27 protein-coding genes and 2 pseudogenes are annotated in these 25,339 nt (G+C 71.2%); 11 read left to right on the plus strand and 18 right to left on the minus strand.

Going from position 1 to position 25,339, the window contains the following annotated elements; all coding sequences use genetic code 11:
- Nucleotides 1-4: 4 nt before the first annotated feature.
- Both ACWDEN_RS20760 and ACWDEN_RS20765 read left to right on the plus strand, forming a co-directional pair.
- Nucleotides 5-847: a class I SAM-dependent methyltransferase gene (locus ACWDEN_RS20760; RefSeq protein ID WP_450859846.1), complete on the plus strand. Its 843-nt coding sequence runs from the start codon at nucleotides 5-7 to the stop codon at nucleotides 845-847.
- Nucleotides 848-907: 60 nt separating this feature from the next.
- Nucleotides 908-1,696, plus strand: coding sequence for an SURF1 family protein (locus tag ACWDEN_RS20765; protein WP_450859847.1), 789 nt, complete (start codon nucleotides 908-910; stop codon nucleotides 1,694-1,696).
- A 20-nt stretch (nucleotides 1,697-1,716) separates the two neighbouring features.
- On the opposite strand, the gene ACWDEN_RS20770 is transcribed toward ACWDEN_RS20765, so the two are convergent.
- From ACWDEN_RS20770 to ACWDEN_RS20785, 4 genes are all read right to left on the minus strand, one after another.
- The gene (locus tag ACWDEN_RS20770; RefSeq protein ID WP_351602537.1) at nucleotides 1,717-2,877 is read right to left on the minus strand and encodes a hypothetical protein; all 1,161 of its coding nucleotides are present in this window, start codon (nucleotides 2,875-2,877) and stop codon (nucleotides 1,717-1,719) included.
- Between the two features lie 128 nt (nucleotides 2,878-3,005).
- The gene (locus tag ACWDEN_RS20775; protein ID WP_351602535.1) at nucleotides 3,006-3,680 is read right to left on the minus strand and encodes a SigE family RNA polymerase sigma factor; all 675 of its coding nucleotides are present in this window, start codon (nucleotides 3,678-3,680) and stop codon (nucleotides 3,006-3,008) included.
- 316 nt (nucleotides 3,681-3,996) lie between these two features.
- Nucleotides 3,997-5,055, minus strand: a complete 1,059-nt coding sequence (locus tag ACWDEN_RS20780) for an aspartate-semialdehyde dehydrogenase (protein ID WP_450859848.1) — start codon at nucleotides 5,053-5,055, stop codon at nucleotides 3,997-3,999.
- A 31-nt stretch (nucleotides 5,056-5,086) separates the two neighbouring features.
- On the minus strand, nucleotides 5,087-6,358 hold the full coding sequence (locus ACWDEN_RS20785; protein ID WP_351602530.1) for an aspartate kinase: 1,272 nt from the start codon (nucleotides 6,356-6,358) through the stop codon (nucleotides 5,087-5,089).
- A gap of 203 nt (nucleotides 6,359-6,561) precedes the next feature.
- Here ACWDEN_RS20785 and ACWDEN_RS20790 point away from each other — a divergent pair, with 203 nt between their 5' ends.
- Nucleotides 6,562-7,290 carry a sulfite exporter TauE/SafE family protein gene (locus tag ACWDEN_RS20790; RefSeq protein ID WP_351602528.1) on the plus strand — a complete coding sequence of 243 codons (729 nt, stop codon included), beginning with the start codon at nucleotides 6,562-6,564 and terminating at the stop codon, nucleotides 7,288-7,290.
- Here the strand turns inward: ACWDEN_RS20790 and ACWDEN_RS20795 are convergent.
- The 4 genes from ACWDEN_RS20795 to ACWDEN_RS20810 all read right to left on the minus strand — a co-directional run bounded on the left by ACWDEN_RS20795 (nucleotide 7,280) and on the right by ACWDEN_RS20810 (nucleotide 10,113).
- Entirely contained in the window at nucleotides 7,280-7,858 is a 579-nt protein-coding gene (locus ACWDEN_RS20795; RefSeq protein WP_351602526.1) for a Uma2 family endonuclease, read from the minus strand. The genes ACWDEN_RS20790 and ACWDEN_RS20795 overlap by 11 nt on opposite strands.
- A gap of 50 nt (nucleotides 7,859-7,908) precedes the next feature.
- Nucleotides 7,909-8,931: a hypothetical protein gene (locus ACWDEN_RS20800; RefSeq protein ID WP_450859849.1), complete on the minus strand. Its 1,023-nt coding sequence runs from the start codon at nucleotides 8,929-8,931 to the stop codon at nucleotides 7,909-7,911.
- 227 nt (nucleotides 8,932-9,158) lie between these two features.
- A complete protein-coding gene (locus tag ACWDEN_RS20805) occupies nucleotides 9,159-9,341 on the minus strand; it encodes a DUF397 domain-containing protein (protein ID WP_450859850.1) in 183 nt (60 codons plus the stop codon).
- Nucleotides 9,334-10,113: a helix-turn-helix domain-containing protein gene (locus ACWDEN_RS20810; protein ID WP_450859886.1), complete on the minus strand. Its 780-nt coding sequence runs from the start codon at nucleotides 10,111-10,113 to the stop codon at nucleotides 9,334-9,336. The genes ACWDEN_RS20805 and ACWDEN_RS20810 overlap by 8 nt, the downstream gene beginning before the upstream one ends.
- Before the next feature lie 102 nt (nucleotides 10,114-10,215).
- On the opposite strand from ACWDEN_RS20810, the gene ACWDEN_RS20815 reads away from it, so the two are divergent.
- The gene (locus ACWDEN_RS20815; protein WP_351602520.1) at nucleotides 10,216-10,650 is read left to right on the plus strand and encodes a hypothetical protein; all 435 of its coding nucleotides are present in this window, start codon (nucleotides 10,216-10,218) and stop codon (nucleotides 10,648-10,650) included.
- Here ACWDEN_RS20815 and ACWDEN_RS20820 read toward each other — a convergent pair.
- The 3 genes from ACWDEN_RS20820 to ACWDEN_RS20830 are packed head-to-tail and all read right to left on the minus strand — an operon-like array spanning nucleotide 10,601 to nucleotide 12,251.
- Nucleotides 10,601-11,263 carry a DUF5063 domain-containing protein gene (locus tag ACWDEN_RS20820; protein WP_351602518.1) on the minus strand — a complete coding sequence of 221 codons (663 nt, stop codon included), beginning with the start codon at nucleotides 11,261-11,263 and terminating at the stop codon, nucleotides 10,601-10,603. The genes ACWDEN_RS20815 and ACWDEN_RS20820 overlap by 50 nt on opposite strands.
- Nucleotides 11,256-11,855, minus strand: coding sequence for a recombination mediator RecR (recR, locus tag ACWDEN_RS20825; protein ID WP_199211360.1), 600 nt, complete (start codon nucleotides 11,853-11,855; stop codon nucleotides 11,256-11,258). Before recR ends, ACWDEN_RS20820 begins: the two co-directional genes overlap by 8 nt.
- A gap of 51 nt (nucleotides 11,856-11,906) precedes the next feature.
- Nucleotides 11,907-12,251 carry a YbaB/EbfC family nucleoid-associated protein gene (locus ACWDEN_RS20830; protein ID WP_055705749.1) on the minus strand — a complete coding sequence of 115 codons (345 nt, stop codon included), beginning with the start codon at nucleotides 12,249-12,251 and terminating at the stop codon, nucleotides 11,907-11,909.
- A gap of 289 nt (nucleotides 12,252-12,540) precedes the next feature.
- Between ACWDEN_RS20830 and ACWDEN_RS20835 the strand changes: the two genes are divergently transcribed.
- Complete coding sequence (locus ACWDEN_RS20835) at nucleotides 12,541-13,290, plus strand: SLATT domain-containing protein (protein ID WP_351602515.1); 750 nt, start codon at nucleotides 12,541-12,543, stop codon at nucleotides 13,288-13,290.
- A 47-nt stretch (nucleotides 13,291-13,337) separates the two neighbouring features.
- Here ACWDEN_RS20835 and ACWDEN_RS20840 read toward each other — a convergent pair whose 3' ends face one another.
- The 3 genes and pseudogenes from ACWDEN_RS20840 to ACWDEN_RS20850 form a co-directional block, all read right to left on the minus strand.
- Entirely contained in the window at nucleotides 13,338-15,374 is a 2,037-nt protein-coding gene (locus ACWDEN_RS20840; RefSeq protein WP_450859851.1) for a serine/threonine-protein kinase, read from the minus strand.
- Nucleotides 15,375-15,753: 379 nt separating this feature from the next.
- Nucleotides 15,754-15,987 (minus strand): annotated as a pseudogene (locus ACWDEN_RS20845) (MarR family transcriptional regulator); the annotation flags it as partial.
- A pseudogene (locus ACWDEN_RS20850) lies at nucleotides 15,977-16,637 on the minus strand (DJ-1/PfpI family protein). The pseudogenes ACWDEN_RS20850 and ACWDEN_RS20845, both read right to left, overlap by 11 nt.
- Here ACWDEN_RS20850 and ACWDEN_RS20855 point away from each other — a divergent pair.
- From ACWDEN_RS20855 to ACWDEN_RS20875, 5 genes are all read left to right on the plus strand, one after another.
- Nucleotides 16,636-17,991 (plus strand): aspartate aminotransferase family protein, encoded by a 1,356-nt coding sequence (locus ACWDEN_RS20855; protein ID WP_351602507.1) that lies wholly within the window; start codon nucleotides 16,636-16,638, stop codon nucleotides 17,989-17,991. The pseudogene ACWDEN_RS20850 and the gene ACWDEN_RS20855 sit on opposite strands and share 2 nt — an antisense overlap.
- A gap of 112 nt (nucleotides 17,992-18,103) precedes the next feature.
- The gene (locus ACWDEN_RS20860; protein ID WP_351602505.1) at nucleotides 18,104-18,799 is read left to right on the plus strand and encodes a GntR family transcriptional regulator; all 696 of its coding nucleotides are present in this window, start codon (nucleotides 18,104-18,106) and stop codon (nucleotides 18,797-18,799) included.
- A 70-nt stretch (nucleotides 18,800-18,869) separates the two neighbouring features.
- Nucleotides 18,870-19,520 carry a hypothetical protein gene (locus ACWDEN_RS20865; protein ID WP_351602503.1) on the plus strand — a complete coding sequence of 217 codons (651 nt, stop codon included), beginning with the start codon at nucleotides 18,870-18,872 and terminating at the stop codon, nucleotides 19,518-19,520.
- Nucleotides 19,521-19,608: 88 nt separating this feature from the next.
- Nucleotides 19,609-19,848 carry a DUF6400 family protein gene (locus ACWDEN_RS20870; RefSeq protein WP_351602501.1) on the plus strand — a complete coding sequence of 80 codons (240 nt, stop codon included), beginning with the start codon at nucleotides 19,609-19,611 and terminating at the stop codon, nucleotides 19,846-19,848.
- Nucleotides 19,835-20,026: a hypothetical protein gene (locus ACWDEN_RS20875; protein WP_351602500.1), complete on the plus strand. Its 192-nt coding sequence runs from the start codon at nucleotides 19,835-19,837 to the stop codon at nucleotides 20,024-20,026. The genes ACWDEN_RS20870 and ACWDEN_RS20875 overlap by 14 nt, the downstream gene beginning before the upstream one ends.
- Nucleotides 20,027-20,029: 3 nt before the next feature.
- Here ACWDEN_RS20875 and ACWDEN_RS20880 read toward each other — a convergent pair whose 3' ends face one another.
- The 3 genes from ACWDEN_RS20880 to ACWDEN_RS20890 all read right to left on the minus strand — a co-directional run bounded on the left by ACWDEN_RS20880 (nucleotide 20,030) and on the right by ACWDEN_RS20890 (nucleotide 23,623).
- Nucleotides 20,030-21,847, minus strand: coding sequence for a bifunctional metallophosphatase/5'-nucleotidase (locus ACWDEN_RS20880; RefSeq protein WP_450859852.1), 1,818 nt, complete (start codon nucleotides 21,845-21,847; stop codon nucleotides 20,030-20,032).
- A gap of 188 nt (nucleotides 21,848-22,035) precedes the next feature.
- Nucleotides 22,036-22,248, minus strand: a complete 213-nt coding sequence (locus tag ACWDEN_RS20885; protein ID WP_351602497.1) for a hypothetical protein — start codon at nucleotides 22,246-22,248, stop codon at nucleotides 22,036-22,038.
- Between the two features lie 91 nt (nucleotides 22,249-22,339).
- The gene (locus tag ACWDEN_RS20890) at nucleotides 22,340-23,623 is read right to left on the minus strand and encodes an adenylosuccinate synthase (RefSeq protein WP_351602495.1); all 1,284 of its coding nucleotides are present in this window, start codon (nucleotides 23,621-23,623) and stop codon (nucleotides 22,340-22,342) included.
- Nucleotides 23,624-23,819: 196 nt separating this feature from the next.
- Here ACWDEN_RS20890 and ACWDEN_RS20895 point away from each other — a divergent pair, with 196 nt between their 5' ends.
- Entirely contained in the window at nucleotides 23,820-24,659 is an 840-nt protein-coding gene (locus tag ACWDEN_RS20895) for a diacylglycerol kinase family protein (RefSeq protein WP_351602493.1), read from the plus strand.
- Here ACWDEN_RS20895 and ACWDEN_RS20900 read toward each other — a convergent pair.
- A complete protein-coding gene (locus tag ACWDEN_RS20900) occupies nucleotides 24,651-25,208 on the minus strand; it encodes a Uma2 family endonuclease (protein ID WP_450859853.1) in 558 nt (185 codons plus the stop codon). The two genes, ACWDEN_RS20895 and ACWDEN_RS20900, sit on opposite strands and share 9 nt — an antisense overlap.
- Nucleotides 25,209-25,339: the final 131 nt, after the last annotated feature.

A 25,339-nucleotide genomic window follows, 5' to 3' on the forward strand; every position in this document is an offset into this window, starting at 1 on the left:
GATCATGAGCACGCAGATCGACCACCACTCCGCTCCCGACGGCTGGCGCGAGGACAACCGGGCCCTGTGGGACGAGCGCGTCCCCGTGCATCTGGCCGGTGAGTACTACGACCTCGACGGCTTCCGCGCCCACCCGGACGTCCTGCGGGACTTCGAGACGGCCGAGGTCGGCGACGTCACCGGCAGGACACTCCTCCACCTGCAGTGCCACATCGGGACCGACACCCTCTCCTGGGCCCACCGGGGCGCCGCCCGCGTCGTCGGCCTGGACTTCTCCGCCCCGGCCGTCGAGGCCGCCCGCTCCCTCGCCGCCGAACTGGGCCACGGCCCGGAGCGCGCCGCCTTCGTCACCAGTGACGTGTACGACGCGGCCGACGCCGTGCCCGAGGCCGCGTACGACATCGTCTACACCGGGCTCGGCGCGCTGTGCTGGCTGCCCGACATCCGCCGCTGGGCGCGGACGGCCGCCTCCCTCGTCGCGCCCGGCGGGTTCCTGTACCTCGCCGAGTTCCACCCGATCACCGAGACCCTGGACGACGCGACGGGCACGCGGATCGTGCGGGACTACTTCCGCCGCGACGCCCAGGTGTGGGACGAGCCCGGCACCTACGCCGACCGGGACGCCGTCACCGTCCACAACCGCAGCGTGGAGTGGCAGCACACCCTCGGCGACGTGGTCTCCGCGCTCGCCGCGACCGGGCTGCGGATCGAGTTCCTGCACGAGCACGACGTCTCCCTCTTCCCGCGCTTCGAGAACTTCGAGGTCCGCGACGGCTACCACCGCTTCCCGGCCGACCACCCGCGCATCCCGCTGGTCTACTCCCTCAAGGCGAGCAAGGTCCGCTGAGAGCGGGCAAGGGCCGCCCCGCGGGCCGGCGCCCGGCCGCGGCGCCGTACCGTGGAGGGCGTGTACCGGTTTCTGCTGACTCCCCGCTGGTGGGGCATCAACGTCTTCGTGCTGCTCGCCATCCCGTTCTGCGTCTTCATGGGGTCCTGGCAGCTGAGCCGGTTCGAGGGGCGGGTGCAGGAGCACCGCAGCGCGACCGAGCAGGCCGCGTCCGACCAGCACGAGACCGCGCGCCCGCTGGAGTCGATGCTGCCCGTCGACAAGGCCACCTCCGGCCGCCGGGTCACCGCGAGCGGGCACTACGGCACCCAGCTGCTGGTGCCCGGCCGGCAGCTCGACGGCAGGAACGGCTTCTACGTCCTCACCCTGCTGCGCACCGGCTCCGGCAAGGCGCTGCCGGTGGTGCGGGGCTGGCTGCCGGGCAAGGCGGAGGCGGCGAAGGCGCCCGCGCCGCCGGGCGGTGAGGTCACCGTCACCGGCGCGCTGCAGGCCTCCGAGACGCCCGGGGACAACGGGGTCAGCGCGGCCGGCGGGCTGCCGGCGGGGCAGACGGCGGCGATCAGCACGGCGTCGCTGGTGAACCTGGTGCCGGACAGGCTGTATGACGCCTGGGTGACCCTGGACAGGGCCGACGCCGGGATGAAGGCCGTGCCCGCGACGGCGCCGGACGGCACCGGGCTGGACCTGAAGGCCTTCCAGAACCTCGGCTACACGGGGGAGTGGTTCGTCTTCGCCGGGTTCGTGGTGTTCATGTGGTTCCGGCTGGTACGGCGAGAGGCCGAGGCGGCGCGGGACGCCGCACTGGGCCTGGTGCCGGAGGAGACACCGCAGCCGGTGACCAGTAGCTGAGCGCGAGCGCCCCGGAGGGGTTACGCCCCCGCCAGCACCCCGGTGTAGACGACCGTCCCCGCGCACTCGCCCGTCACCGTCGCCGTGACCGCAGGGGAGCCGCCCTGCGCGGTGTGCGTGATCTGTACGCTGCCGTCGGCCGCGCCGCCCCCGGTCATCAGCTGGGGCGTGGTGCCCGTCGAGCCCCCGCTGTCGGCCGAACCGCCGGTGGCACTCGCGCCCTGGGTCGGCGACGGGTCCGGGGTGGGGCCGCCGGTCTGGGAGCCGCCGGTGGTGCTGGTGCCACCGCCGGTGGTGGGGCAGGTCGCGGACGGCACGAAGGCGAACTTCTCCTCGTACGCCGCGCCCGGCCGCAGGACCAGCCCGGTGACCTCCAGCGAGGGGTCGGGCAGTCCGGTCGCCGCGTCCCCGTCCACATGCCGGGCGGTGCCGATCTTGGCCGGGTCGGCCGCGCCCACCGCGGTCGGGGTGATGGTGCCCGCGCCGGCGACGGTGCAGGCGGCGGAGGAGACGTTGACGACGCGGAAGGTGCCGTAGACCACGCCCGCGGTGTCGGGGGCGACGGCGGTGCCGGTGGCCGAGCCCAGCTGGCCCGTCGTGCACAGCGGGACGCCGCTCGAGGCGAGCGTGGAGGACGGGTTGGCGCCGCCGGTGACGCCGCCGGTGCCGCTGCCGCCGCCCTTGCCCTTCGTCCCGGACCTGCCGGGCTCCTGGCCGGGCTTGGCGGTCGTAGCGCCGCCGTCCTTCCTGCCGCCCGTGTCGCCGCCCTTGTCCTTGCCCTGCCCGGTGCCGCCCTGGGCCTGGGAGGACTGGCCGGCCATGGCGGTGTCGGGGTCGGTGCCGCCGGACTCAGAGACGTGCACGAGCGCGGGGATCGCGGTGCCGATGAACAGGGCCGCGGCGGCCATGCCTACGGCGGCCTGCCGCTTGCGGGCCCGCCGCGCGGGCACGGCCCGGCGCAGGTGCTCCAGCGTGCCGGTGCGTGGCTCCAGGTCGTCGACGGCGGAGTGCAGCATCCGGCGCAGGGCCGACTCGTCGGCACCGAGGCCGTCGAGATCCTTCCCGGTGCCGTCGAGCTCGAACCCGTCCGGATCGGCGCCGGGACCGTCCTGGCCCGGGCCGCGCCCGTCGGGACCCTGGTCGAGGCCCTCGGGGTCCTTCTCGTCGGGGCCGTGGTTCACAGTTCCGTTCCCAGCGTGCGATTGCGTGTCTTCTTGCTCATGCCGCCTCGTCGGCTCGTGCCAGGCGAAGGGCTCGTGACGTCGGTGGGAATGGCGTTCATCCGCATCGCCCCCTTCGGCGCGCGCGCTCATGCCGGTGTCCCCATGGCCACCCGCAGCGCGGCGATGCCCCGCGAGCCGTACGCCTTCACCGAGCCCAGCGAGATCCCGAGGGTCTCGGCGACCTGGGCCTCGGTCATGTCCGCGAAATAGCGCAGGACCAGGACCTCGCGCTGGCGGCGCTGCAGGCCCTTCATCGCCTTGATGAGGTCGCGGCGCTCCAGCTGGTCGTAGGCGCCCTCCTCCGCGCTCGCCATGTCCGGCATCGGCTTGGAGAGCAGCTTCAGGCCGAGGATGCGGCGGCGCAGGGTGGAGCGGGAGAGGTTGACGACCGTCTGCCTGAGGTAGGCGAGGGTCTTCTCTGGGTCGCGGACGCGCTTGCGGGCCGAGTGCACGCGGATGAAGGCCTCCTGGACCACGTCCTCGCAGGAGGCGGTGTCGTCCAGGAGCAGCGCGGCGAGGCCGAGCAGCGAGCGGTAGTGCGCCCGGTAGGTCTCGGTGAGGTGGTCGACGGTCGTACCGGCGGCCGTGGTCGCGGCGGTCTCGTCGGAGCCGTCACGCTGACCGGGTATGCGGGCGGGCCGCGCTGCGGGCATGGGCGCGATCACCGGCATGCCGCCGGGCGTGCGGGGCCGGAGAGCCGCACGGGGCGGCCGGAGGGCCGCCACGCCGCGGGCCGCGCTGAGTTCGAGTACCTCTGCCACGCCAGTTGGACACGTCTCCCCCCGCCAGGGTTGTACGTGCCGGGCGTCACATGTGCGACAACCGGCCGAGCCTCAAGTGACGTCATGCGCCCCGCTCTTCCCCTATGTCTGATATGGGCGGGTGTCCCCACACCCGGCCCGATCACGGCGTCCCCACGCCCGAAGAGTGACCGCAAAGACGCTCCCCGCCCTCCGCACGGTTGCGGGGACGGGGAGGAAATCCTCTGTTGCCTTGAGCAATGGTTCAAGTGGTTTGGACCATGTATCCGGGCCACACTTCTTACAGGGATCCTACAAAGCTCCTGCAAGTCCGGGGTCAGCGGTCGGCCCACTCCGCCGCGACCAGCTCCGCGATCTGCGCGGTGTTCAGCGCGGCCCCCTTGCGGAGGTTGTCGCCGCACACGAAGAGTTCGAGCGCGGTCGGGTCGTCCAGGGTCCGCCGCAGCCGGCCCACCCAGGTCGGGTCGGTGCCCACGACGTCCGCGGGGGTGGGGTACTCGCCGGCCGCCGGATCGTCGCACAGCACCACGCCGGGCGCGGTCGCGAGGATCTCGCGGGCGCGGTCGACCGTCACCTCGCCCTGGAAGCGGGCGTGCACGGTCAGGGAGTGGGTGGTGATCACCGGGACGCGTACACAGGTCACGGCGACCGGCAGGCGCGGCAGCCCGAGGATCTTGCGGGACTCGTCGCGGACCTTCATCTCCTCCGAGGACCAGCCGTCCTCCCTGAGCGACCCGGCCCACGGCACGACGTTCAGCGCGACCGGCTCCGGGAACGGCCCGGTGTCCTCCCCGACGGCCCGCCGTACGTCGCCGGGCTTGGTGCCCAGCTCGGTCCCGGCCACCAGGGACAGCTGGGCCCGCAGCGCGTCCACCCCGGCCCGCCCGGCACCGCTCACCGCCTGGTACGACGACACCACCAGCTCGCGCAGCCCGAACTCGGCGTGCAGCGCGCCCAGGGCGACGATCATCGTCAGGGTCGTGCAGTTGGGGTTGGCGACGATCCCGCGCGGGCGGACCCGTACGGCGTGCGGATTGACCTCGGGCACCACGAGCGGCACCTCGGGATCCAGCCGGAAGGCGGCGGAGTTGTCGACGACCACCGCGCCGCGCGCGGCGGCGATCGGCGCCCACTGCGCCGCGACCTCGTCCGGGACGTCGAACACGGCGATGTCGACCCCGTCGAAGGCCTCCTCGCTCAGGGCCACCACCTCGACCTCCTCCCCGCGCACGGCCAGCTTGCGGCCGGCCGAGCGGGGGGAGGCGATCAGGCGGATCTCGCCCCAGACGTCCGCGCGCTGGGACAGGATCTGGAGCATGACCGCGCCGACGGCTCCGGTCGCTCCCACGACCGCGAGCGTCGGCCTGCCGGTCATCGTCGTACGCCTCCGTACGTCGTGGAGACGGTCATCGGCCGGTGCCGCCGTAGACGACGGCCTCGTCGGTGTCGGAGTCGAGCCCGAAGGCGGTGTGCACGGCGCGCACGGCCTCGTTGACGTCGTCGGCGCGGGTGACGACCGAGATACGGATCTCGGAGGTCGAGATCAGCTCGATGTTCACGCCCGCGTCGCTCAGCGCCTCGAAGAAGGAGGCGGTGACGCCCGGGTTGGTCTTCATGCCCGCGCCGACCAGCGAGATCTTGCCGATCTGGTCGTCGTAGCGCAGCGAGTCGAAGCCGATGCCCGACCGGCTCTTCTCCAGCGCGTCGATCGCCTTGCGGCCCTCGGTCTTCGGCAGCGTGAAGGAGATGTCCGTCAGGCCCGTGGAGGCGGCGGACACGTTCTGCACGACCATGTCGATGTTGATCTCGGCATCGGCGATGGCCCGGAAGATCGCGGCGGCCTCACCCGGCTTGTCCGGCACGCCGACGACCGTGATCTTGGCCTCGGAGGTGTCGTGCGCGACACCGGAGATGATGGCCTGCTCCACCTGCTTGTCCCCAATCGGCTCACTGCTGACCCAGGTGCCCTGCAGCCCGCTGAAGCTGGACCGGACATGGATCGGGATGTTGTAGCGGCGGGCGTACTCCACACAGCGGTGGAGCAGCACCTTGGAGCCGGAGGCCGCGAGCTCCAGCATGTCCTCGAAGGAGATCCAGTCGATCTTCTTCGCCTTCTTCACCACACGCGGGTCGGCGGTGAACACGCCGTCGACGTCGGTGTAGATCTCGCAGACCTCGGCGTCGAGCGCGGCGGCGAGGGCGACGGCGGTGGTGTCGGACCCGCCACGCCCCAGCGTGGTGATGTCCTTCTTGTCGGCGCTGACGCCCTGGAACCCGGCGACGATCGCGATGTTGCCCTTGTCCAGCGAATCCCGGATCCGGCCCGGGGTGACGTCGATGATCCGCGCTTTGTTGTGGACCGAGTCGGTGATGACGCCTGCCTGGCTGCCGGTGAAGGACTGGGCCTCGTGACCCAGGTTTTTGATCGCCATCGCCAGCAGGGCCATGGAGATCCGCTCTCCGGCGGTCAGCAGCATGTCGAATTCTCGCCCGGCAGGCATCGGAGAAACCTGCTCGGCGAGATCGATCAGCTCGTCCGTCGTGTCGCCCATCGCGGAAACGACGACGACAACCTGGTTGCCGTTCTTCTTCGCTTCCACGATCCGCTTGGCGACGCGCTTGATGCCCTCGGCATCGGCTACGGAGGAGCCTCCGTACTTCTGCACGACAAGGCCCACGTGCGCTCCTCGCTCGGTTCGTTTGTGTCGGCTCAGTCTAACGAGCGCCCGAATTCCACCACCGTGCTCCCGCATGGTGAGACATCCGGTCGTCCGTGTCCGGCACCTGCCCAGCCGTCGCCGGACCACGCGGGAAAGTGCCCCGCGTCACAGTCGCCACTGCATTAGTTTTCCACCACAGCGGTGTGACATACGGGGGCGACATGACGGAGACGCTGCTCGCGGCGATCGTCCTGCTGGGCGGATGCGTGCAGTGGCTGACCGGGATGGGCTTCGCCCTGGTCGCCGTACCCGCCCTGGTCCTGCTGCTCGGCCCCGCCGACGGGGTGGTGCTCGCCAACTGCGCCGCCGGCGCGATCAGCGTGGTGGGGCTGGCGGGCGGCTGGCGCCGGGTCCGCCCCGCGGCGATGGTGCCCCTGTGCGCCGCGGCGGCCTGCACGGTACCTGCGGGCGCCTGGATGACCCGCCAACTCCCCCGCCCGGTCCTGCTGTTGGTGATGGGCGCCCTGGTGACGGCGGCGGTCCTCCTGGTCATGCGCGGCGCCCGGATACCGTCCCTGCGGGGCGGCAGGGGAGCGGTGACGGCCGGCGCCCTGGGCGGCTTCATGAACGCGGCGGCGGGCGTGGGCGGCCCGCCGGTGTCCCTGTACGCCCTCAACGCGGGCTGGACGGTACGGGAGTTCGTGCCGAACGCGCAGTTCTACGGCGTCGCCGTCAACGCCTTCTCGATCGCCGCGAACGGCGTGCCCCGCCTGCCCGGCGCGCAGTGGGCGGCCGTCTGCGCCGCGCTGACGACCGGCGCGGCGATCGGCCACGCCATCGCCGGCCGCATCCCGGAGCACCGGGCCCGCCACCTGGTCCTGCTGCTGGCCCTGGCGGGGGGCGCGACGGCGATGACGAAGGGGGTGTGGGGGGTGTGGCTCAGTCGCTGAACTCCTTGAGCGGCTCGGTGTCCAGGGTGATGTTCACGGGGTCGGGGAGCTTGACGGAGGCGCCGAAGGGCAGCTTCTCCTCGTGCCGGTAGCGGCCGTCCTCGGGCTGGTTGAACACCACGACCGAGCAGTCGTCACGGTCGATGAGGAGGTAGACGGGGATACCGGCGGCGGCGTAACCGTCGGGCTTCTCGACGCGGTCCCGGCGTGCCGTGTCGGAATCCCAGGAGGTGATCTCCACGGCCATCAGCACGCCGGTGGCCTCCGACCACTCGCCCTTGCCCTTGAGGCTGCCCTTGGGCACCAGTACGCCATCGGCGCGGGCCCGCCCCTTGCGATACGCCTCGGTCTTGAGTCCCCGCTCGGGATGGAGCCGCAGGTCCGGTCGCAGCTGCATGCAGCGTTCCAGGAGCCACATGTAGATCTCGCTGTGGTTGCCGTCCGGCATGGGCTTTACGACGACCTTCCCGTTCACGAACTCCAGCCACACGGTCTCCGGGGCATGGCGTTCCAGCTCCTCGAACTCCTCGGCAGTCATCTGCGGCCGGTCCTCGGTCCTGCGGCTCATGGCGTCGCCTCCTCGACTCCATGGTGCCCTGACCGGCGCGTCCTGCACGCTCATACGCCGCCCTTCCGCAGCGCCAGGCCACCGGGAGAGCGCAGACCGCCCGCCGCTCGGACCCGGGCGGCCCACTCATGCACTTCCTCGGCGCTGGGGAGCGGCCTCCCCAGAAACTTCTCCGGCAGCTGCGGGATGCGTTCGCCCTCTGGCGTCTCCAGACCCAGCTCCACGCGGCACTCCCGGCACAGTCCCTGGATGATCTCCGCGGTCCGCTCGTCCGCGTCACAGGTGCCGCAGACCCGGACCACCCGGTCGATGCGGGCGCGGAGCGGCGCCTTCTTCTGGCGCACCTTCGCCTTCTTCGGCGGCATGCAGTTCTCCAATCGCTTGCCAGCGAATCCGCCCGGGTTGGTCACTTCGGGCGGAAGTCCTTCGGTGAGGGCACGGGTGATGTCCTCCGGCGTCGAGCCACGCGACAGCCACTCCGCGGCAAGCGCTTCGAGAGACCGGCAGTCCCGTTCGGACAGCGGCATACGGCGGTCAGCGTCGCGAAGTCCGGCGAGGGTGCGGTAGGCGTCGCTGTGCTGTGGCTCGGCCGGCTCCACCGGCTCCCTCTCGTGGATCTCCTCCTCGGCCTCCTCGGGCCGGGCCAGCCCGGACCGGTAGCCGTCGGTCACGATCCTGCCGTTGCGCGACCGTGCGAACTCTTCCCACCAGGCCGCCGACCTGGGCGTACGCGACCAGTACGTACGCGTCACCCAGCGCATGGCGCCGTCTTCGACAGTGATGTGCTCCCGGATCCGATGCAGGTGTCCGGCATCGGTCAGCAGCGCCATCGCAGCGCGCGTCGCCTGCTGGCCGTACCGCGGGTGTTCGGCGGCGATCGCCTTGTAGCCCATCGCGTGGCCGTCTTGGAGGTGGTCGATGAAGACCGCGAGGTCGCGTTCACGGCCGTCCAGGTGTGCGAAGTCCGCGTCCGCGTCCGGGTTTTCGTCACCGGCGGAACGCTTCCCGTAACCCGTTTTGGCCATGGGGTGGGACGGGGACGGCAGGACGGGGCTAGGGTGGGAGTAAGCCACGATCGAGCTGCTTTCGATCCGTAGGTCCAGGCCCCGGAGCCGGTGTTGGCGCACCGACCGGGGCCGATCTATTTGCCGCGAACCTAGAGGCGCTTTACGTTCCGGCGCAAGCTGATCACGGAACGTCACCCATTCGGGGTAAGCCGCCTTAACTCAGGTACAGGCTTGGTTGGTTGGGAGGTTTTCACCCAGCCCAGAAACCCAGAAAAGGGCTCGAAGCCCGAGGCTCAAGCCCCGGGCTGAAGTGCGGAGATGAACGCCGACCAGGCGGGGGCGGGGAGGCGGATCTCCGGGCCGGTGGGGTTCTTGGAGTCGCGGATGTAGATGCGGGTGGCGAACGCGACTTCGACGCAGTTGCCGCCCTCGTTGTCGCTGTAGCTCGACTTGAACCACGTGAGCTGGTCAGTCATGGCGATCCACCATCCGCTCGATGAAACGGGACGACTCAGCGGGGCTGAGAGCCTGCGCGCGGATCATGCTAAGCCGCCCGGTCACCCGGCTGACAACCTCCGGATCGGCCGAAAGTTCGCTCGCGAGCGGACCTTCCGTGAAGGCGAACCGGTCGTGGTCACGGACCTCCAGCAGAACCATGGGGCCCAAGTGCGCGTCACTGAGCGCCCGTTCGAACGGCAGCACCTGCACGTCGACGTTCCGTAGACGGGACACCTTCAGCAAATGGCGCAGTTGGTCGTCGTCGACGAACGGCCCGCGCAGCACCGCCTCATGGAGAATGAAGCTGAGGGCCACCGGCGGCTTCCTCTCGGTGAGTATCGCCTGCCGCTCGATCCGCGCAGCGATCCGCTCCTCGACCGTCTCCTCGTCCAGAGGTGGGTAGCGGCTCTCGATCAGAGCACGTGCGTAGGCCCCCGTCTGCAACAGGCCGGGCACAAGCATGGTCTCGTACGACCAGAGACCGATCGCCTCCCTCTCCCGCTCCATGAACTCCTGCGCCCTGGGCGGGAACTTCTCCCTGCTCAAGTAGTCCTTCGCCGCGCTCAGCATCCCGTCCGCCCGGCACAAGTCGTCCGCCACGTCGAGGACTCGGGGCGTCGGCATGCGCACCCCCTGCTCCATCGCCTTGATGGTGTCCGGGGAGTAGTTCGACGCGGCGGCCAACTCCTCCCTCGAGACATTGGCCTTCGTGCGCCAGCGTTTCAACTGGTTGCCGCTGAAGCGCCACATGGGCGGCGACTGGGTCACCGTACGCACCTCCGACCGGTACACCTCGGCGTGTAGCAGCTGGGTCACTACCGAGGGTAGCCGCGTCGAAGCCACTGTGTGACCATGACGAACGGAATTCACCGGCCCGCCTGGGTCCCCCTCCGCGGGCACCGGCTGCGCGTGGCCGGCGTGCACTTCGACGCCGTGCGGATCGAGGGGAGATGGGGCGAGGCCGTCGCCGACTGGCTGATCGAGCGGGGCGATGGCGACGCGGGGCCCGTCGTGTGCGCGGGCGGCAGCGGGACGCGGTGGGTGTACTTCCTGCTGGCGCCCGGCGTCGTACACCGCTACGACTGGCCGCTCGGCGTGCAGTACTTCGGGCGGCGCGCCGAGCGGGCCGTCACGTACGTCGGCGTTCCGGCACTGGACGGCGACACCTGGCCGCTGCGCTGGTACAGCGAGCCGACGCCGACCGCGCCGTACGTCGACGCGGCGGCGCTGCTCGCGGTCACTTCGCCGACCGCGACCCCAGTTGTCCGCCGATCTCCTCGGCCATGACCCGGCCCGCCTCGAACTCCAGGGTCTCGTCGCCCATCGTGGCCTGGTCGGTGTCGAGGCCGTCCAGTTCCTCGAGGGGCTGGTTGAGGCGGACGTGGATGAGGACCGACTGCAGGGCGCGCAGGACGGCGGAGGCCGTGGGGCCCCAGTTGGAGAAGTAGGAGAACTGCCACCACCACAGGGCCTCCGTGGTGCGGCCCGCGCGGTAGTGGGCCATGCCGTGGCGGAGGTCGGTGATGACGTCGGCGAGGTCGTCGGAGATCCGGGCCGGCACGGGAGCCTTGCGGGGCTCGTACGGGTCGAAGACCTCGGAGTAGACGTCGACCGGCTCCAGGAGGCGGGCCAGGTTCTCGCGGAGCCCGTCCACGTCCGGCTCGGGGCCCAGGTCGGGCTCGTAGCGCTCCTCGGGGACGAGGTCCTCGTGGGCGCCCAGCCGGCCGCCGGCCAGCAGGAGCTGGGAGACCTCCAGGAGGAGGAAGGGAACGGTCGAGCCGGGCTCGTCGCCCCTCGCCACCTCCGTGACGGCCACCAGGAAGCTCTCGATCTGGTCCGCGATCTGGACCGCGAAGTCGTCCGGGTTCCGACCGGTCGCGTGCAGTGTGGCGTCAGACATCTAGGAGTCGTCTCCCCTCGAAGGCGCGGCCGAGGGTGACCTCGTCCGCGTATTCCAGGTCGCCACCCACCGGGAGGCCGCTGGCCAGGCGGGTGACCTTCAGGCCCATGGGTTTGATCATGCGGGCGAGGTAGGTGGCCGTGGCCTCGCCCTCCAGATTGGGGTCCGTCGCAAGGATCAGCTCTGTGACCGTACCGTCGGCCAACCGCGCGAGAAGTTCTCGTATACGCAGGTCGTCGGGACCGACACCCTCGATCGGGCTGATGGCGCCGCCCAGGACGTGGTACCGGCCGCGGAACTCCCTGGTCCGCTCGATGGCCACGACGTCCTTCGGCTCCTCCACCACACAGATGACGGAGGGATCCCGGCGCGGGTCACGGCAGATGTTGCACAGCTCCTCCTGCGCCACGTTGCCGCAGGTCGCGCAGAAGCGGACCTTCGCCTTGACCTCCAGGAGCGCCTGCGCGAGCCGCTTCACGTCCGCCGGCTCGGCCTGCAGGATGTGGAAGGCGATCCGCTGCGCGCTCTTGGGACCGACGCCGGGCAGCCGCCCCAACTCGTCGATGAGGTCCTGGACCACGCCTTCGTACACCGGACTGCCCTTCCCTAAGACCTTTCGGTACGTACCGTAGTTGGCCCGGCCTCAGAACGGCAGACCGGGGATGCCGGTGCCGCCGCCGAGACCCTGGGCCAGCGGGCCGAGTTTTTGCTGCTGCAGCGTCTGGGCGTTCTCGTTCGCCGCCTGTACGGCCGCCACGATCAGGTCGGCGAGGGTCTCGGTGTCCTCCGGGTCGACCGCCTTCGGGTCGATCTTCAGCGCGCGCAGCTCGCCGGCGCCGGTCACCGTGGCCCTCACCAGCCCGCCGCCCGCCTGCCCGTCGACCTCCGTGTTCGCCAGTTCCTCCTGCGCCCGCTGCAGGTCCTGCTGCATCTTCTGGGCCTGCTGGAGCAACTGCTGCATGTTGGGCTGGCCACCACCGGGGATCACGATCAGCTCCTCTTCGTTCTTCTCCTTGAGCACGAGCCTACGTGGTCCACGCCCCCGTCGCCCCGCCACTCTTTCGAGTGAGAAACGCGGCAGCCCTATACCTGATCAAGGCCCTCTTCCGAGCGGAAAAGCCGGGAAAGCTCCCTCTTCGCCACCCATTGGGCGGTAGGAAGGGTGCCGCGCGTCGGCATGGAATCGGCATGTGAAGCCACAGGGAAGCGACATAGGGAGTCACGCAGCGTGACCGGGCGTGCATCAGGGATCAGCAGGGATCAGTAGGGAGTGCCGGGTGGGTCAGCCGGAGATGCAGCCCGAGGGTCCGCCTCAGGACGGGCGGGGCGAGGGTGCGGCCGGGCTGCGGCCGGGCGATCTGACCGGGCGGGCCTTCCCGCTCGGGGACTGGGGCGAGCCCGCCGAACGGCTCGACGAGCTGTACCGATGGGTGGAGCGCGGGGCACTGCACACGGCGTCCTGGTATCTGCGGGACCGGATGTGGAAGCGGCGCGGCGCCCGGATCCTGCGCTCGGGCGCCGCGGCGGGCGCGGTGGCCGGGGCGGCGCTCCCCCTGCTGGACCTCACCGGGGCGGCCCACGGGGTCGCGCCCTGGGGCTGCCTGGCGCTGCTGCTCGCCGTCGCCTGCGTCGGCATCGACCGGTTCTTCGGCGTGACGTCCGGCTGGATAAGGGACGTGGCCACCGCGCAGGCGGTACAGCGGCGGCTGCAGGCGTTGCAGTTCGACTGGGCCTCCGAGAGCATCCGGGAGGTGCTGGGCCCGGCGGAGGGCACGGCGAGCGAGGCGGCCGAGCGGTGCCTGGGGGTCCTGCGGCGCTTCGCGGAGGACGTCACGGAACTGGTGCGCACGGAGACCACCGACTGGATGGTCGAGTTCCGCACGGGTTCCGCGCCGCTGGGCATGCAGGCGGCGGTGGCGTACGTGCCACGGCAGGAGGCCGCGGGCCCGGCGGGCCGCTTTCCGCTGCCGCCCGCGAACGGGACCCGGCCGAACATGCCACGACAGCGGCCGCCGGAGCCGCGGTAACGGTCCGCGGACCTCACCGCCTGGGGTACGTCACTGCCTGGTGTACGTCACTGCTTGGTGTACGTCAGGCTCTCCCCGCCGCCCGCCTTCGTCCGCTTCAGGCTGCCGTCCGGCAGCAGGGTGACCTCGGTGGCCTCGCCCGGAGTGCAGGAGGAGGCGGGCTCACCGCTGGTGACGGTGGACGGCCCGATCTCCAACGGCCCGTCCGCACCGGGCTGTTGGGCGAGCTTGGCGTCGAAGACACAGTGGTACGTGCCACCGCCGTCCGCCGGCCCGTCCGCGACCAGCGTCAGCACGCTGTCGCCCACCTGGCCCTGCCGGATGGTCAGCCGGCGGGTGTTGGTCCCGCCGGCGTTGTCGATGGTCGTCTCCCAGGTACCCAGGTAGGCGGCCGGAACCGCCCCGTCCGCGGGGGTGGAGGCCGAGGCGGAATCGGTCGGCGTCGGCCCGGCCGTGGTGGCCGCACCCGAGGTACCGGAGGTGCTGACGGTGGGCGCGGGGCTGACGGTCCCGCCGCCCTTGTCGTCGTGCCCGCCGTTCCTCATCAGCGCGTACACCGAGCCGCCCGCGCCCAGCGCCACCACCAGCGCGACCACGACGAGCAGCGCGGTCGACCGCCCGCTCCGCCGCTCCGGCTCCCGCACCCCACCGACGGGCGGCGGCCCGTACGGCGGCGTGGACCCGAGCCCGCCGCCATAGGGGGCGTACGGCTGCTGGGCCCCGCCCCACGCCCCGGCACCCTGCTGCGGATAGCCGTAGGCACCGCCCGACGGCGCGTACGGCTGGGGCTGCGGATGCTGCTGCGGATATCCGTACGCCCCCGGCGCGGCCCCGAACCCCGGCACCGCCGGCGGCGCCCCCGGCGGCGGAGTCCGCCCCGCCACGACGGTCGGCAGATGATTCACACCGCCCCCGCCCCCAGGCTGCCCCACCGCCCCCGGCCCACTCCCGTCATCGGCGACGGCAGCATGCTCGGGCGACACGACCCCGTCACCGCTCCCGGATGCGGCACCACCCTCAGCCGCCGGCGAGTCCGCCCCACCAGGGCCACCCGCACCCGACGACGCTGCCTGCACGGCACCCGAAGACGAACCCGCAGACGAACCCGCACCCGCCCCCGGCGGCGAACCCGCCCCCGAAGCCGTGGAGCCGTCCCCCTCCGGATCCTCGACCTCCAGCAACTGCACGGCATGCCGGCCGAGTTGCGCGACCAGCGCCCCCGGCAACCAGGGATCCCGGGACCGCCCCCCGGCCACGGTGTCCTCCGCCCCCGTCCGCTCCAGAATGGCATCCAGCGACGGCCGGGCCCCCGGGTCCTTGCGCAAGCAGTCCCGCACCAGGTCGCCGATCCCCTCCGGCACGCCCGCCAGATCCGGCTCCTCCTGGGCGATCCGGAACATCAGCGCGTGCACCCCGCTGTTGGCGGTCCCGAACGGCAGTGCCCCGGTCGCCGCGTACGCCAGCACCGACCCGAGGCAGAAGACGTCGCACGCCGAGGTGATCCGATCCCCCCGCACCTGCTCGGGCGCCATGAAGCCCGGCGACCCGACCAGCGACCCGGTCCGGGTCAGTCCCTCCCCGCCCAGCGAGGTGGTCTCCAGCGCCCGGGCGATCCCGAAGTCGATGACCCGGGGACCGTCGATGGTGACGAGCACGTTCGACGGCTTCAGGTCCCGGTGCACGATCCCCGCCGCGTGGATGTCCTTCAGCGCGTGCGCGAGCCCCGCCGCGAGGATCCGTACCGACCGCTCGGGCAGCGCCCCGTGGTCGTGGCCGACCACCTGCTGCAGGCTCGGCCCGGCAACGTACCCCGTGGCCACCCACGGCACCGCCGCCTCGGTGTCCGCGTCCAGCACGGGCGCGGTCCAGTACCCGCCGACCCTCCGCGCGGCCTGCACCTCCTGCCGGAACCGCGCCCGGAACTCCTCCTGCTCGGCGAGTTCCTGGCGAACCAGTTTCACGGCGACGGTACGGCCCCGGTCCGACCGGGCCAGATACACGTGCCCCATGCCGCCGGCGCCCAGCCGCGCCAGCAGCCGGTACCCCCCGATCCGCTGCGGATCCCCCGCCCCGAGCTTCTCCATGGCCGCCCGCCTTCCCCCGATCCGCCCCGTACGCCCCAGACACCCCATACACGCAACGCATACGACTACGACGCATACGTGTGCGGCAGACCGAGAATAATGCGGCCCTACGGGGGAGTCGCGCGACCTGCCGCCTACGGTTCCGTAACGGGCCTGCCCAGCCCGTCCAGGACCGCCGAAAAGCCGCTCCAGCAGCCCGTACCGCTTCGGCGAGTTCACGCTCTCCCATCGCCTCGGCCAGCCGGTCGGCGAAGGCCGCGTGCCCGGGGCCGATCCGGGCCACGGCGGCCCGCCCCTCCTCGGTGGGCACGAGGAGTTTGGCCCGCCGGTGCGCCGGGTTCGGCCGGTACTCGGCGAGTCCCCGCTCGACCAGCAGATCGGCGATGCGCTGCACGCTCTGCCGGGTGATGCCCATGGCCCGGGCGACACCGGCCACCGGCAGCGGCTCGGCCAGCACGGCGCCGAGCACCTGCCACCGGGCGGCGGTGAGCCCGGCCGGCCGCGCCAGCTCCTCGGCGACGGACAGGAACTGGCCGCCCAGGCGGAAGACACCGACGGCGCTCCGGCTGAGCAGCTCCTGCCGCTGCCTGCTCATGCGGCGCTCATGCGGCATGGGCCTTCTGCAGGACGGAGTACGCCTCCGCGTCGGAGTCGTGGTACAGCCGGTACCAGGCGTCCAGCACCTCGCCCTCGTACACCCCGAGCAGCCGGAACACCTCGCGGGCGAAGGCGACGGGTTCGGTGGGGCCCGCGGTGATCAGGAGGCCGTCGGTGACGGCGTCGGCCTCGGCGTACCGGTCGGCCCCGGCGCAGTCGCTCGCGGCCGCGAGGTAGTACGGGCTCGCGCTGGTGTGCGCCCGGTCGTCCAGCAGGCCCTCGCGGGCGAGGCCGGCGGTGGCACCGCAGATCGCGGCGACGGGCACGCCGGCGTCCAGGAAGGCGCGGGCCGCGCGCGAAGGGGGCGAGGGCGTCGGTCCCCGCCGCGACGGGGGAGGCTGATGTCCGGGTCCAGAGGTCGGCTCCCGGGAGGATCAGCAGGGAGCTGTCCTCGGGGCGGAGGGCGCCGAGCGCGAGGTCGGGCCGGATGCGCAGCCCGCCGATGCTGACGACCGGCTCGCGGCTCGGCCCCACGGTCAGGACCTCGTAGCCGGCGCGGGCGAGGTGGGCGGTCGAGGTGTCGACAACCTGTCGCGGAAACCCCTCGTCCAGGGAACAGGACGCCGATGTCGCTTCCGCATCGCGGACATTTACCCTCGGCCGCATGACCCCTCAGCCCAACCCCGACGCCGGCGCCGCAGTGAAGGCCGCGGACCGCGCGCACGTCTTCCACTCCTGGTCCGCGCAGGACCTCATCGACCCGCTCGCCGTCGCCGGCGCCGAGGGGTCGTACTTCTGGGACTACGACGGCAAGCGGTACCTGGACTTCACCAGCGGGCTCGTCTACACGAACATCGGCTACCAGCACCCGAAGGTCGTCGCGGCCATCCAGGAGCAGGCGGCGAGGATGACGACCTTCGCCCCCGCCTTCGCGATCGAGGCGCGCTCGGAGGCGGCCCGGCTGATCGCCGAGCGGACCCCCGGCGACCTGGACAAGATCTTCTTCACCAACGGCGGCGCCGACGCCGTCGAGCACGCGGTGCGCATGGCCCGGCTGCACACGGGCCGCCCCAAGGTGCTCTCGGCCTACCGCTCGTACCACGGCGGCACCCAGCAGGCGGTCAACATCACCGGCGACCCGCGCCGCTGGGCCAGCGACAGCGGCACGAACGGCGTCGTCCACTTCTGGGCGCCCTTCCTCTACCGCTCCCGCTTCTACGCCGAGACCGAGGAGCAGGAGACCGCGCGCGCCCTGGAGCACCTGGAGACCACGATCGCCTTCGAGGGGCCGGGCACGGTCGCGGCGATCATCCTGGAGACCATCCCCGGCACGGCCGGGATCATGGTCCCGCCGCCCGGCTACCTGGCCGGGGTCCGCGAGATCTGCGACCGCCACGGCATCGTCTTCGTCCTGGACGAGGTGATGGCGGGCTTCGGACGCACCGGTGAGTGGTTCGCCGCCGATCTCTTCGGGGTCGTACCCGACCTGATGACCTTCGCCAAGGGGGTGAACTCGGGTTACGTGCCGCTCGGCGGTGTCGCGATCTCGCAGGAGATCGCCGAGACCTTCGGCAAGCGGCCCTACCCCGGCGGTCTGACGTACTCCGGGCACCCGCTGGCCTGCGCCGCCGCCGTCGCCACGATCGAGGTGATGGCGCAGGAGGGTGTGGTCGAGAACGCGGGGCGCCTCGGTGAGACCGTCCTCGCCCCCGCCCTGGCCGAGCTGGCCGAGCGCCACCCGAGCGTCGGCGAGGTGCGCGGCACCGGCATGTTCTGGGCGCTGGAGCTCGTGAAGAACCGCGAGACCCGCGAGCCGCTGGTGCCGTACAACGCGGCCGGTGAGGCGAACGCCCCGATGGCCGCGTTCGCGGCCGCCGCCAAGCGGCACGGCGTGTGGCCCTTCGTGAACATGAACCGCACCCATGTGGTCCCGCCGTGCAATGTCACGGAGGCCGAGCTGAAGGAGGGCCTCGCCGCCCTGGACGCCGCGCTGAGCGTGGCGGACGAGTACACGGCGTAACCGGACCACGCCTGCCGCCGGGGAGGCCCGAACGCGTAAGGTGACGTGCTCGTAAGAAATCTCGTGAGAGACGCGCGAGCACGTCGTCCACGCGTGAGGAGTGACCCCGACCATGCCCGGCAACGGCGCCGTGACACGCAGCACCCTGCGCCAGCAGATCGCGGACGCGCTCCGTGACGAGGTGCTGGCGGGGCGGCTGCGGCCGGGCCGGGCGTTCACGGTCAAGGAGATAGCCGAGCAGTACGGCGTCTCCGCCACCCCCGTCCGCGAGGCGCTGGTCGACCTGTCCGCGCAGGGCATCCTGGAGGCCGACCAGCACCGCGGCTTCCGCGTGCCGGAGTACTCCGTCACCGACTACCGGAACATGATCGAGGCCCGCAGCCTGGTCACCGACGGCATGTTCCAGGCCCTCAGCACCGGCCACCCCGCCTTCCGCACCCCGCCCGAGGACCCCCGTACGACGGCCGCGCTGACCACGGTGCGCCGCCGCGGCGAGGAGGCCGCGCGGGCCGCCGCGGCCGGCGACCTGACGATCCTGATCGGCTACGACCTGCGCTTCTGGCGCGAGCTCAGCGCGCTGTTCGGCAATCCCTACCTCGGCGACTTCCTCAACCGCCTGCGCGTGCAGTCCTGGGTCTGCGCGGTGCAGCACCTGCTGCGCCTCCCCGACCTGCGCGGCCGCCTGTGGGCCGGGCACACGGACCTGGTCGACGCGCTGGCCCGCCGCGAGGCCGACACCGCCCGCGGCATCGTGGCCGCCTCCAACGCCCATTCGCTGGAGCTGCTGGAACACCTGACCAACGGGTAGATGACCAGTACCCTGCCCAGACCACCTTCTGCGGATCCTTCTGCGGACCCTTCTGCGCGAGGAGCTCTCTTTGGCCTGTGACCTGTGGCTGGTACCGCTCGTGGACGTGTTGTGCCACACGCCGGACAACCCGTTCGCCGAGGAACTCTCGCAGTACAACAACGCACTGGCGGCGGCCGGCCTCCCGCCGGTGCCCGTGTACCAGTACATGCCGGGCCTGTCCGGCGAGGTCGCCCCCGTGGCGGGCTTCGACTACGACGCCCTGCACTTCCTCCGCCGCGCGTACCTGCTCCAGGTCTGCGGCCTGCCGGTGACGCCCGTGGACGACCTCGGCGGCGACTACGAGCAGCTCCTGGAGATGTTCGAGTCCACGGCCCAGCAGTCCCACCTGGTCTGGCACTACGACCACGCCGGCGCCTACGTCCCGGTCGACTTCCCGCACCCGCTGTCCAACGACGAACTGCTCGCGGGCGGCGGCCCGTTGGGCTCTTCCCAGTCCCTGCTGCGCGAACTGGAGTACGTCGCCGGGTCGATCGGCATCGACCCGGCCAACCCCCCGGCCGCGCCGGCCCCGCCCACGGCCCCCACGGAACTGGAGGAACCGGCCGTCCCGGCGCCGTACGACCCCAGCCCCTTCGCCCGCGAGCGGCACGTGTGGCTGGGCCTGCACGCGGCGGCGACCCGCTCCCTGGCGCAGGGCTCGATGATCGTCTTCAGCTGAGCGTCACTTCGGCAGGGAGCGTGCGAGCTGGTGTGATTTCACCCACCTCTTCTTGCCGTGGGGGAAATGCCTGCCTACGTTCGGTGGCATGTCCCCCCACGGTCCCTCCTTCGACTTCAGCGTCGACCTGAGCTCGCACGAGATGCTCCGGCGTACCCACGTCATGGCCGCGCTCGGCCCCGGCTGGGACCCCGCGGCGGCGCTGCGCGGCGAGGAGGAGGCGCGTGCGCTGCTGTACTCCGGGCTGGACGCCGAGCAGCAGCGCATCTACGACGAGCTGGTGGCGGCCGGTGTGCTGCCGCCGGGGCCCGGCGATGCTGCCGCTTGATCCGCAGGCCGACCGAGGACGGCGCGCCTGGGGGGTGGACTGCCCGGACTGCGAGGACCGGGGCGGGTGGCGCTACCTGCTGTCCAACACCGGCAGCCTGCTGCACCTGCAGTGTCCGTCGTGCCACCACATCTGGTCGCACGAGACATACTTCGGCGCCACCCGCTCCGCGCCCTGACGGTCAGAAGACCGGTGTCCCCGCCTGCGTCAGCTTCCAGTTGGTGACGGCGAAGTCGGCCGGGTCGAGGGTCTTCTTCGCGGTCACGTAGTCGATCATCAGCTGGCGGATCTCGTTGGTCGAGCTGTAGGCGATGGGCGCCGAGGCGATGTGCGGGTAGCCCGAGCCGCCGTTCGCGCGGTAGTTGTTGACCGCGACGACGAAGACCTGGTCGTCGGCCACCGGGGCGCCGTTGTAGCTGAGGTTCTTGATCCGCGAACCCTCCGGCTGGGCGATGTCGATCTCGTAGTCGACGCCCGCCGCCGTGTCGTACATGTAGTCCCAGAAGTTGTTGGCGTTGGTGAGGGTCGCGGTGTCGACCTTCGTGCCGGCCGGGACCTGGTGGTAGTACTTCGCCCCGAACTCCAGGTAGTCCCGGAGCTGGGCGCCCGTCAGCTTCTTGCCGTACAGGGTGTTGTCGTAGATGTAGAGGCCGGCGATGTCCTTGATGGTGACGTTGCCCTGGGGGATGTCGGCCGTGCGGGAGAAGGGGGCCGCGACCGAGATCAGCGGGAGCGCGGCGTCCGACGCCGACAGGCCCGCCTTCACGCTCTCCATCTGGACCTTGTGGATGAAGTCCATGATCGGCACGTCCTTCCAGCAGGACTCCGCCGCCGAGAGGTTCGCCGTACACGTGCCGACCGCCGTGTTGACGTACTTGACCACCAGCTCGTGGTCGGCCTCCAGGAGCTTCTTGATCTCCGGGTCCTCGTCCACGGTGTTGGGGTTGAGGGTCTGGGCCGTCTTGCTCGTCACCTTCCACTGGCCGTGGTGGAGTTCGAGCTCGAAGTCGAAGACGCTGAGGCGGTAGCCCCAGCAGTACGGCTCCGACAGGAGCACCTCCTCGCCGGTCTCCGCGTTCTTCACCGTGTAGGACGGGACCTCGACGTGCGTGTGGCCCACCAGGATCGCGTCGATGCCCGGCACCTGCTCGGCCACCAGGTTCGACGCGTTCTCCACGTACGGGAGTTCGTCGCCGTAGGAGGACGAGCCGTCCAGGCCCGAGTGGTCCGTCAGGAAGACGACGTCACAGCCCAGCGCGCGCAGCCTCGGCACGTACTTCTTGGCCTGCTCGACCAGGCCCGGGAAGACCATTCTGCCGCTGACGTTGTCCTTGTCCCACAGCGCGATACCGGGGTTGGTCAGGCCGAGGATGCCGACCTTGATGTCCGGGGCGCCCGGCACACAGATGCGCTTGACGGTGTACGGCTTGAAGGCCGGGCGCAGGGTCTTCGCGTCGAGGGCGTTGGCGCCCAGCAGCGGGAAGTGGCACTGGCTCTCGAACTTGCGCAGCACCTCGATGCCGTAGTTGAACTCGTGGTTGCCGAGGGCGGCGGCGTCGTAGCGCATGTGGTTCATGGCCACGGCCATCGGGTGCCTGGGGCCCTTCTTGCCGTCGGTGCCCGTGATCGGGTCGACCCGCGCGAAGTAGTAGGCGAGCGAGGTGCCCTGGATGATGTCACCGGCGTCGACGAGGAGGACGTGGTCCTCGCCCTTGGCCTCGCGCTGCTGCTTGATGAGGGTGGCCACGCGCGCCACGCCCACGGAGTTGCCCGCCTTGTCGGTGTAGGGCGCGTCCTTGTAGTAGTCCCAGTCGAAGACGTGACTGTGCAGATCGGTCGTGCCGAGGATGGAGAACGACCAGGTGCGGGGCCGGTGTTCACGCTTCTGCTCGGCGGCCTGCGCGGTCCCGGCACCGACGGTTCCGGCGGCGGCGACGGCCGCACCGGTGGCGGCCGACTTCTTCACGAACTCCCGGCGGTTCATGGGACTGAGGGGCATTCAGGGCTCCTGGTTTGGCGGAAGGGGGCGACGAGCAGCGGCGGTGCAGTGCGGAGGCTACCCGCGTAGATGCTGCTAGCGCCCGCGATTGCCGGAAAACCAGGGAAAGGTCATGTCCAGGTCAAGGATGGGTCAGTGTGAACCCCGGGGAAACAGCCGGTGTCGGACACGGCCGACGAGCCCGGTGTTCAGACACGGCCGATGAGCCTGACCTCCGGCGGCCACAGCACCCCGCTCGCCATCAGCAGGGAAGGCCCGAGATGCACCGGGCACACGCGCAGCGGGGGCAGCTGGTACCGGGCGACCTCGAAGACCGCGGGGTCGGAGCAGTCCGTGCCCTCCGCATCGGCGCCTTCGCCGCCGTACGGTCCCCGGCACCGCATGTCCCGGTGAACGCTCATACTCCGATTGCACCGCGCGGGACGACGGAGCGCCCGCCGATCACGCCCGGAGGCGGACCGGCGGGCGCTCCCGCCCGGTACCCGAAGGCGCCTACAGGAACGAGTTGATCTCGATCGTCTCGTCCCGGCCCGGGCCCACGCCGATCGCGGAGATCGGGGCGCCGGACATCTCCTCCAGCGCCTTGACGTAGTTCTGGGCGTTCTTCGGCAGGTCGGCGAAGGACTTCGCCTTGGTGATGTCCTCGGACCAGCCGGGCAGCGTCTCGTAGACCGGCTTGGCGTGGTGGAAGTCGGTCTGCGAGTACGGCAGTTCCTCGACGCGCTTGCCGTCGATCTCGTAGGCCACGCAGACCGGGATCTGCTCCCAGCCGGTGAGCACGTCCAGCTTGGTGAGGAAGAAGTCGGTCAGGCCGTTGACGCGGGTCGCGTAGCGGGCGATGACCGCGTCGAACCAGCCGCAGCGCCGGTCACGGCCGGTGGTCACACCCCGCTCGCCGCCGATCCGGCGCAGCGCCTCGCCGTCCTCGTCGAACAGCTCGGTCGGGAAGGGGCCGGCGCCGACACGGGTCGTGTAGGCCTTGAGGATGCCGATGACGCGGCTGATCTTCGTCGGTCCCACACCGGCGCCGGTGCAGGCACCGCCGGCGGTCGGGTTGCTGGACGTCACGAAGGGGTACGTGCCGTGGTCGATGTCGAGCAGCGTGCCCTGACCGCCCTCGAACAGGACGACCTTGTCGTCCTCCAGGGCCTGGTTCAGGATCAGGACCGTGTCGGCGACGTACGGCCTGATCTGCTCGGCGTAGCCCAGCAGCTCCTCGACCACCTGCTCGGCGGCGATGGCGCGCCGGTTGTACAGCTTGGTGAGGATCTGGTTCTTGACGTCGAGGGCCGCCTCGACCTTCTGCTGCAGGATCGACTCGTCGTACAGGTCCTGGACCCGGATGCCGACGCGGTTGATCTTGTCGGCGTAGGTCGGGCCGATGCCGCGCCCCGTCGTGCCGATCTTCCGCTTGCCGAGGAAGCGCTCCGTCACCTTGTCGACGGTCACGTTGTACGGCGTGATGATGTGCGCGTTACCGCTGATCAGGAGCTTGGACGTGTCGACGCCACGCTCGTTCAGACCGCTCAGCTCGGAGAGCAGGACCGACGGGTCGACGACGACGCCGTTTCCGATGACCGGCGTACAACCGGGAGACAGGATTCCGGAAGGGAGAAGGTGGAGCGCATACTTCTGGTCGCCGACGACGACCGTGTGGCCGGCGTTGTTGCCGCCCTGGTATCGCACTACATAGTCCACCGAGCCACCGAGCAGGTCGGTCGCCTTTCCCTTGCCTTCGTCACCCCACTGAGCACCGAGCAGCACAAGTGCGGGCACGCGCGTACACCCCTTCCGGGTGGGGCATGTCCAAGGTCGGGGGCGTGGGCGTAAGGTTCACCGCCGCGTACCACAGCGACCGCCGTTGGTCGCCAACCGTCGGACCGGATGCCCCGGAATAGACGAAGCCCCTGGCGCAATAGCGCAAGGGGCTCTTGCACAAAGATGCTACCCGAGGAAGCGAGGCAGGACCGAGGTGGCGACTTTCGCGACGTCCGAACAGCTGCTGGTGATCATCGATCCGGCGGCACGGCAGACGGACGGGGAGTCCGTACGGATCGCGAAAGACGTGCTCAGCGCGGGTGCGGCGGCCAAGGTGTGCCTGCCGGAGGGGCCGGAGGAGTTCGCCCGCGCGCTGGGCCGGCGGGGTTCGAGGCGGCCGGTCGTGGTGGGCGACGGCCACGCTCTGGTGCGGGCCGTGACCCTGCTGCACCGGGCGCGCGAGCTGGCCGGATGTGCGCTGTCGGTGGTCCCGGTGGGTGACACCGGGCTCGCCGAGTCGCTCGGTGTGCCGGGCGGCGCGGTGGCGGCGGCGCGGGCCGTGCTGGACGGCGCCGAGCGGCGCCTGGACCTGCTGGTCGACGACAGCGACGGGGTCGTGCTGAGCGGGCTGGGCATTCCGCCGCGGCCGGTGGTGCGGGCGGCGGCCGCCGAGCCGGTGGCCGTGTCCTCGGGCCGGCCCTGGTACCGCTCCCTGGTCCGCACCCTCGCCCCCCGCCCGCCCCGCCTCGCCGCCGTACCCTCCCCCGGCCCCTCCCGGCTCCGGGTCGAGGTCGACGGGGAGACGGTGCTCGACCTGGGCCAGCCCGTGGAGGCCGTGTCGGTCACCCCGGGCACCGGCGGGCTCGCGGAGGTGGAGGTACGGCCACTGTCGGTGGGCGCGGAGGCGACGCCGGTCCGGGCGTCCGGGCGGACGGTGACGGTGACCGGCGCGGACTTCCGCTACCGGGCGGACGCGGGGGTGTCGGGACCGGTCCGCAGGCGGACGTGGCGGGTGGCGGAGGGGGCCTGGGGGCTGGTGCTGCCGTCAGCTTGAGGCGGGGCGCTGGAAGCCGGTGGTGTCGAGGGTGCAGTCGAAGGGCTCCGGGATGTGGAGCTGCCCGCCGAACGGCTTGCTGAGGCGGGCCTCGTACCCCTGGGGTGAGGGCGACCAGAAGACGGTGACTCGGTCTTCCTGCATGTCGAGAAGCAGATAGACCGAGACCCCGGCGCGTCCATAGACGAGGGACTTGTCCTGGTAGTCGTCGTCCCGAGTTGAGGGGGAGGTCAGTTCGCCGGCCAGGGAGAGGGCAGCGCCGTTCAAGTGGTTGCCGGTCGTCCCGAAGATGCGGCGGGGTGCGACGTGGATGTCCGGCCCGTAGGCACGCCCGTCCTGAGGGAAGACGAACAGCACCGGGCCGTCGCAGACGCGGTGCCCTGCCGGACGATGCGGGCCCAGTTGTTTGCAGATGGAATCCATCACCAGGGCGCAGTACCCGGGATGCCACGGCGACAGGACGATGTTCCCCCTGATGATCTCAGGCTTGTAGCCGGGCGGCACGATCAGCCGGTCCAGGTCGTCCAGTAGATGTTCGAAGCACGTCATCAGAACGCAGAGTAACGGACCGATCCCGTAACGCCACCATAGTCCAGGCAAAAATGAGGCGCCAATGGTCTGGTGACAAATATTTAACCGCGCCGACCCCTTCCCGCACCCCTACTCCGTGCACCATCCTG

This window comes from Streptomyces sp. NPDC001153, assembly GCF_053598315.1.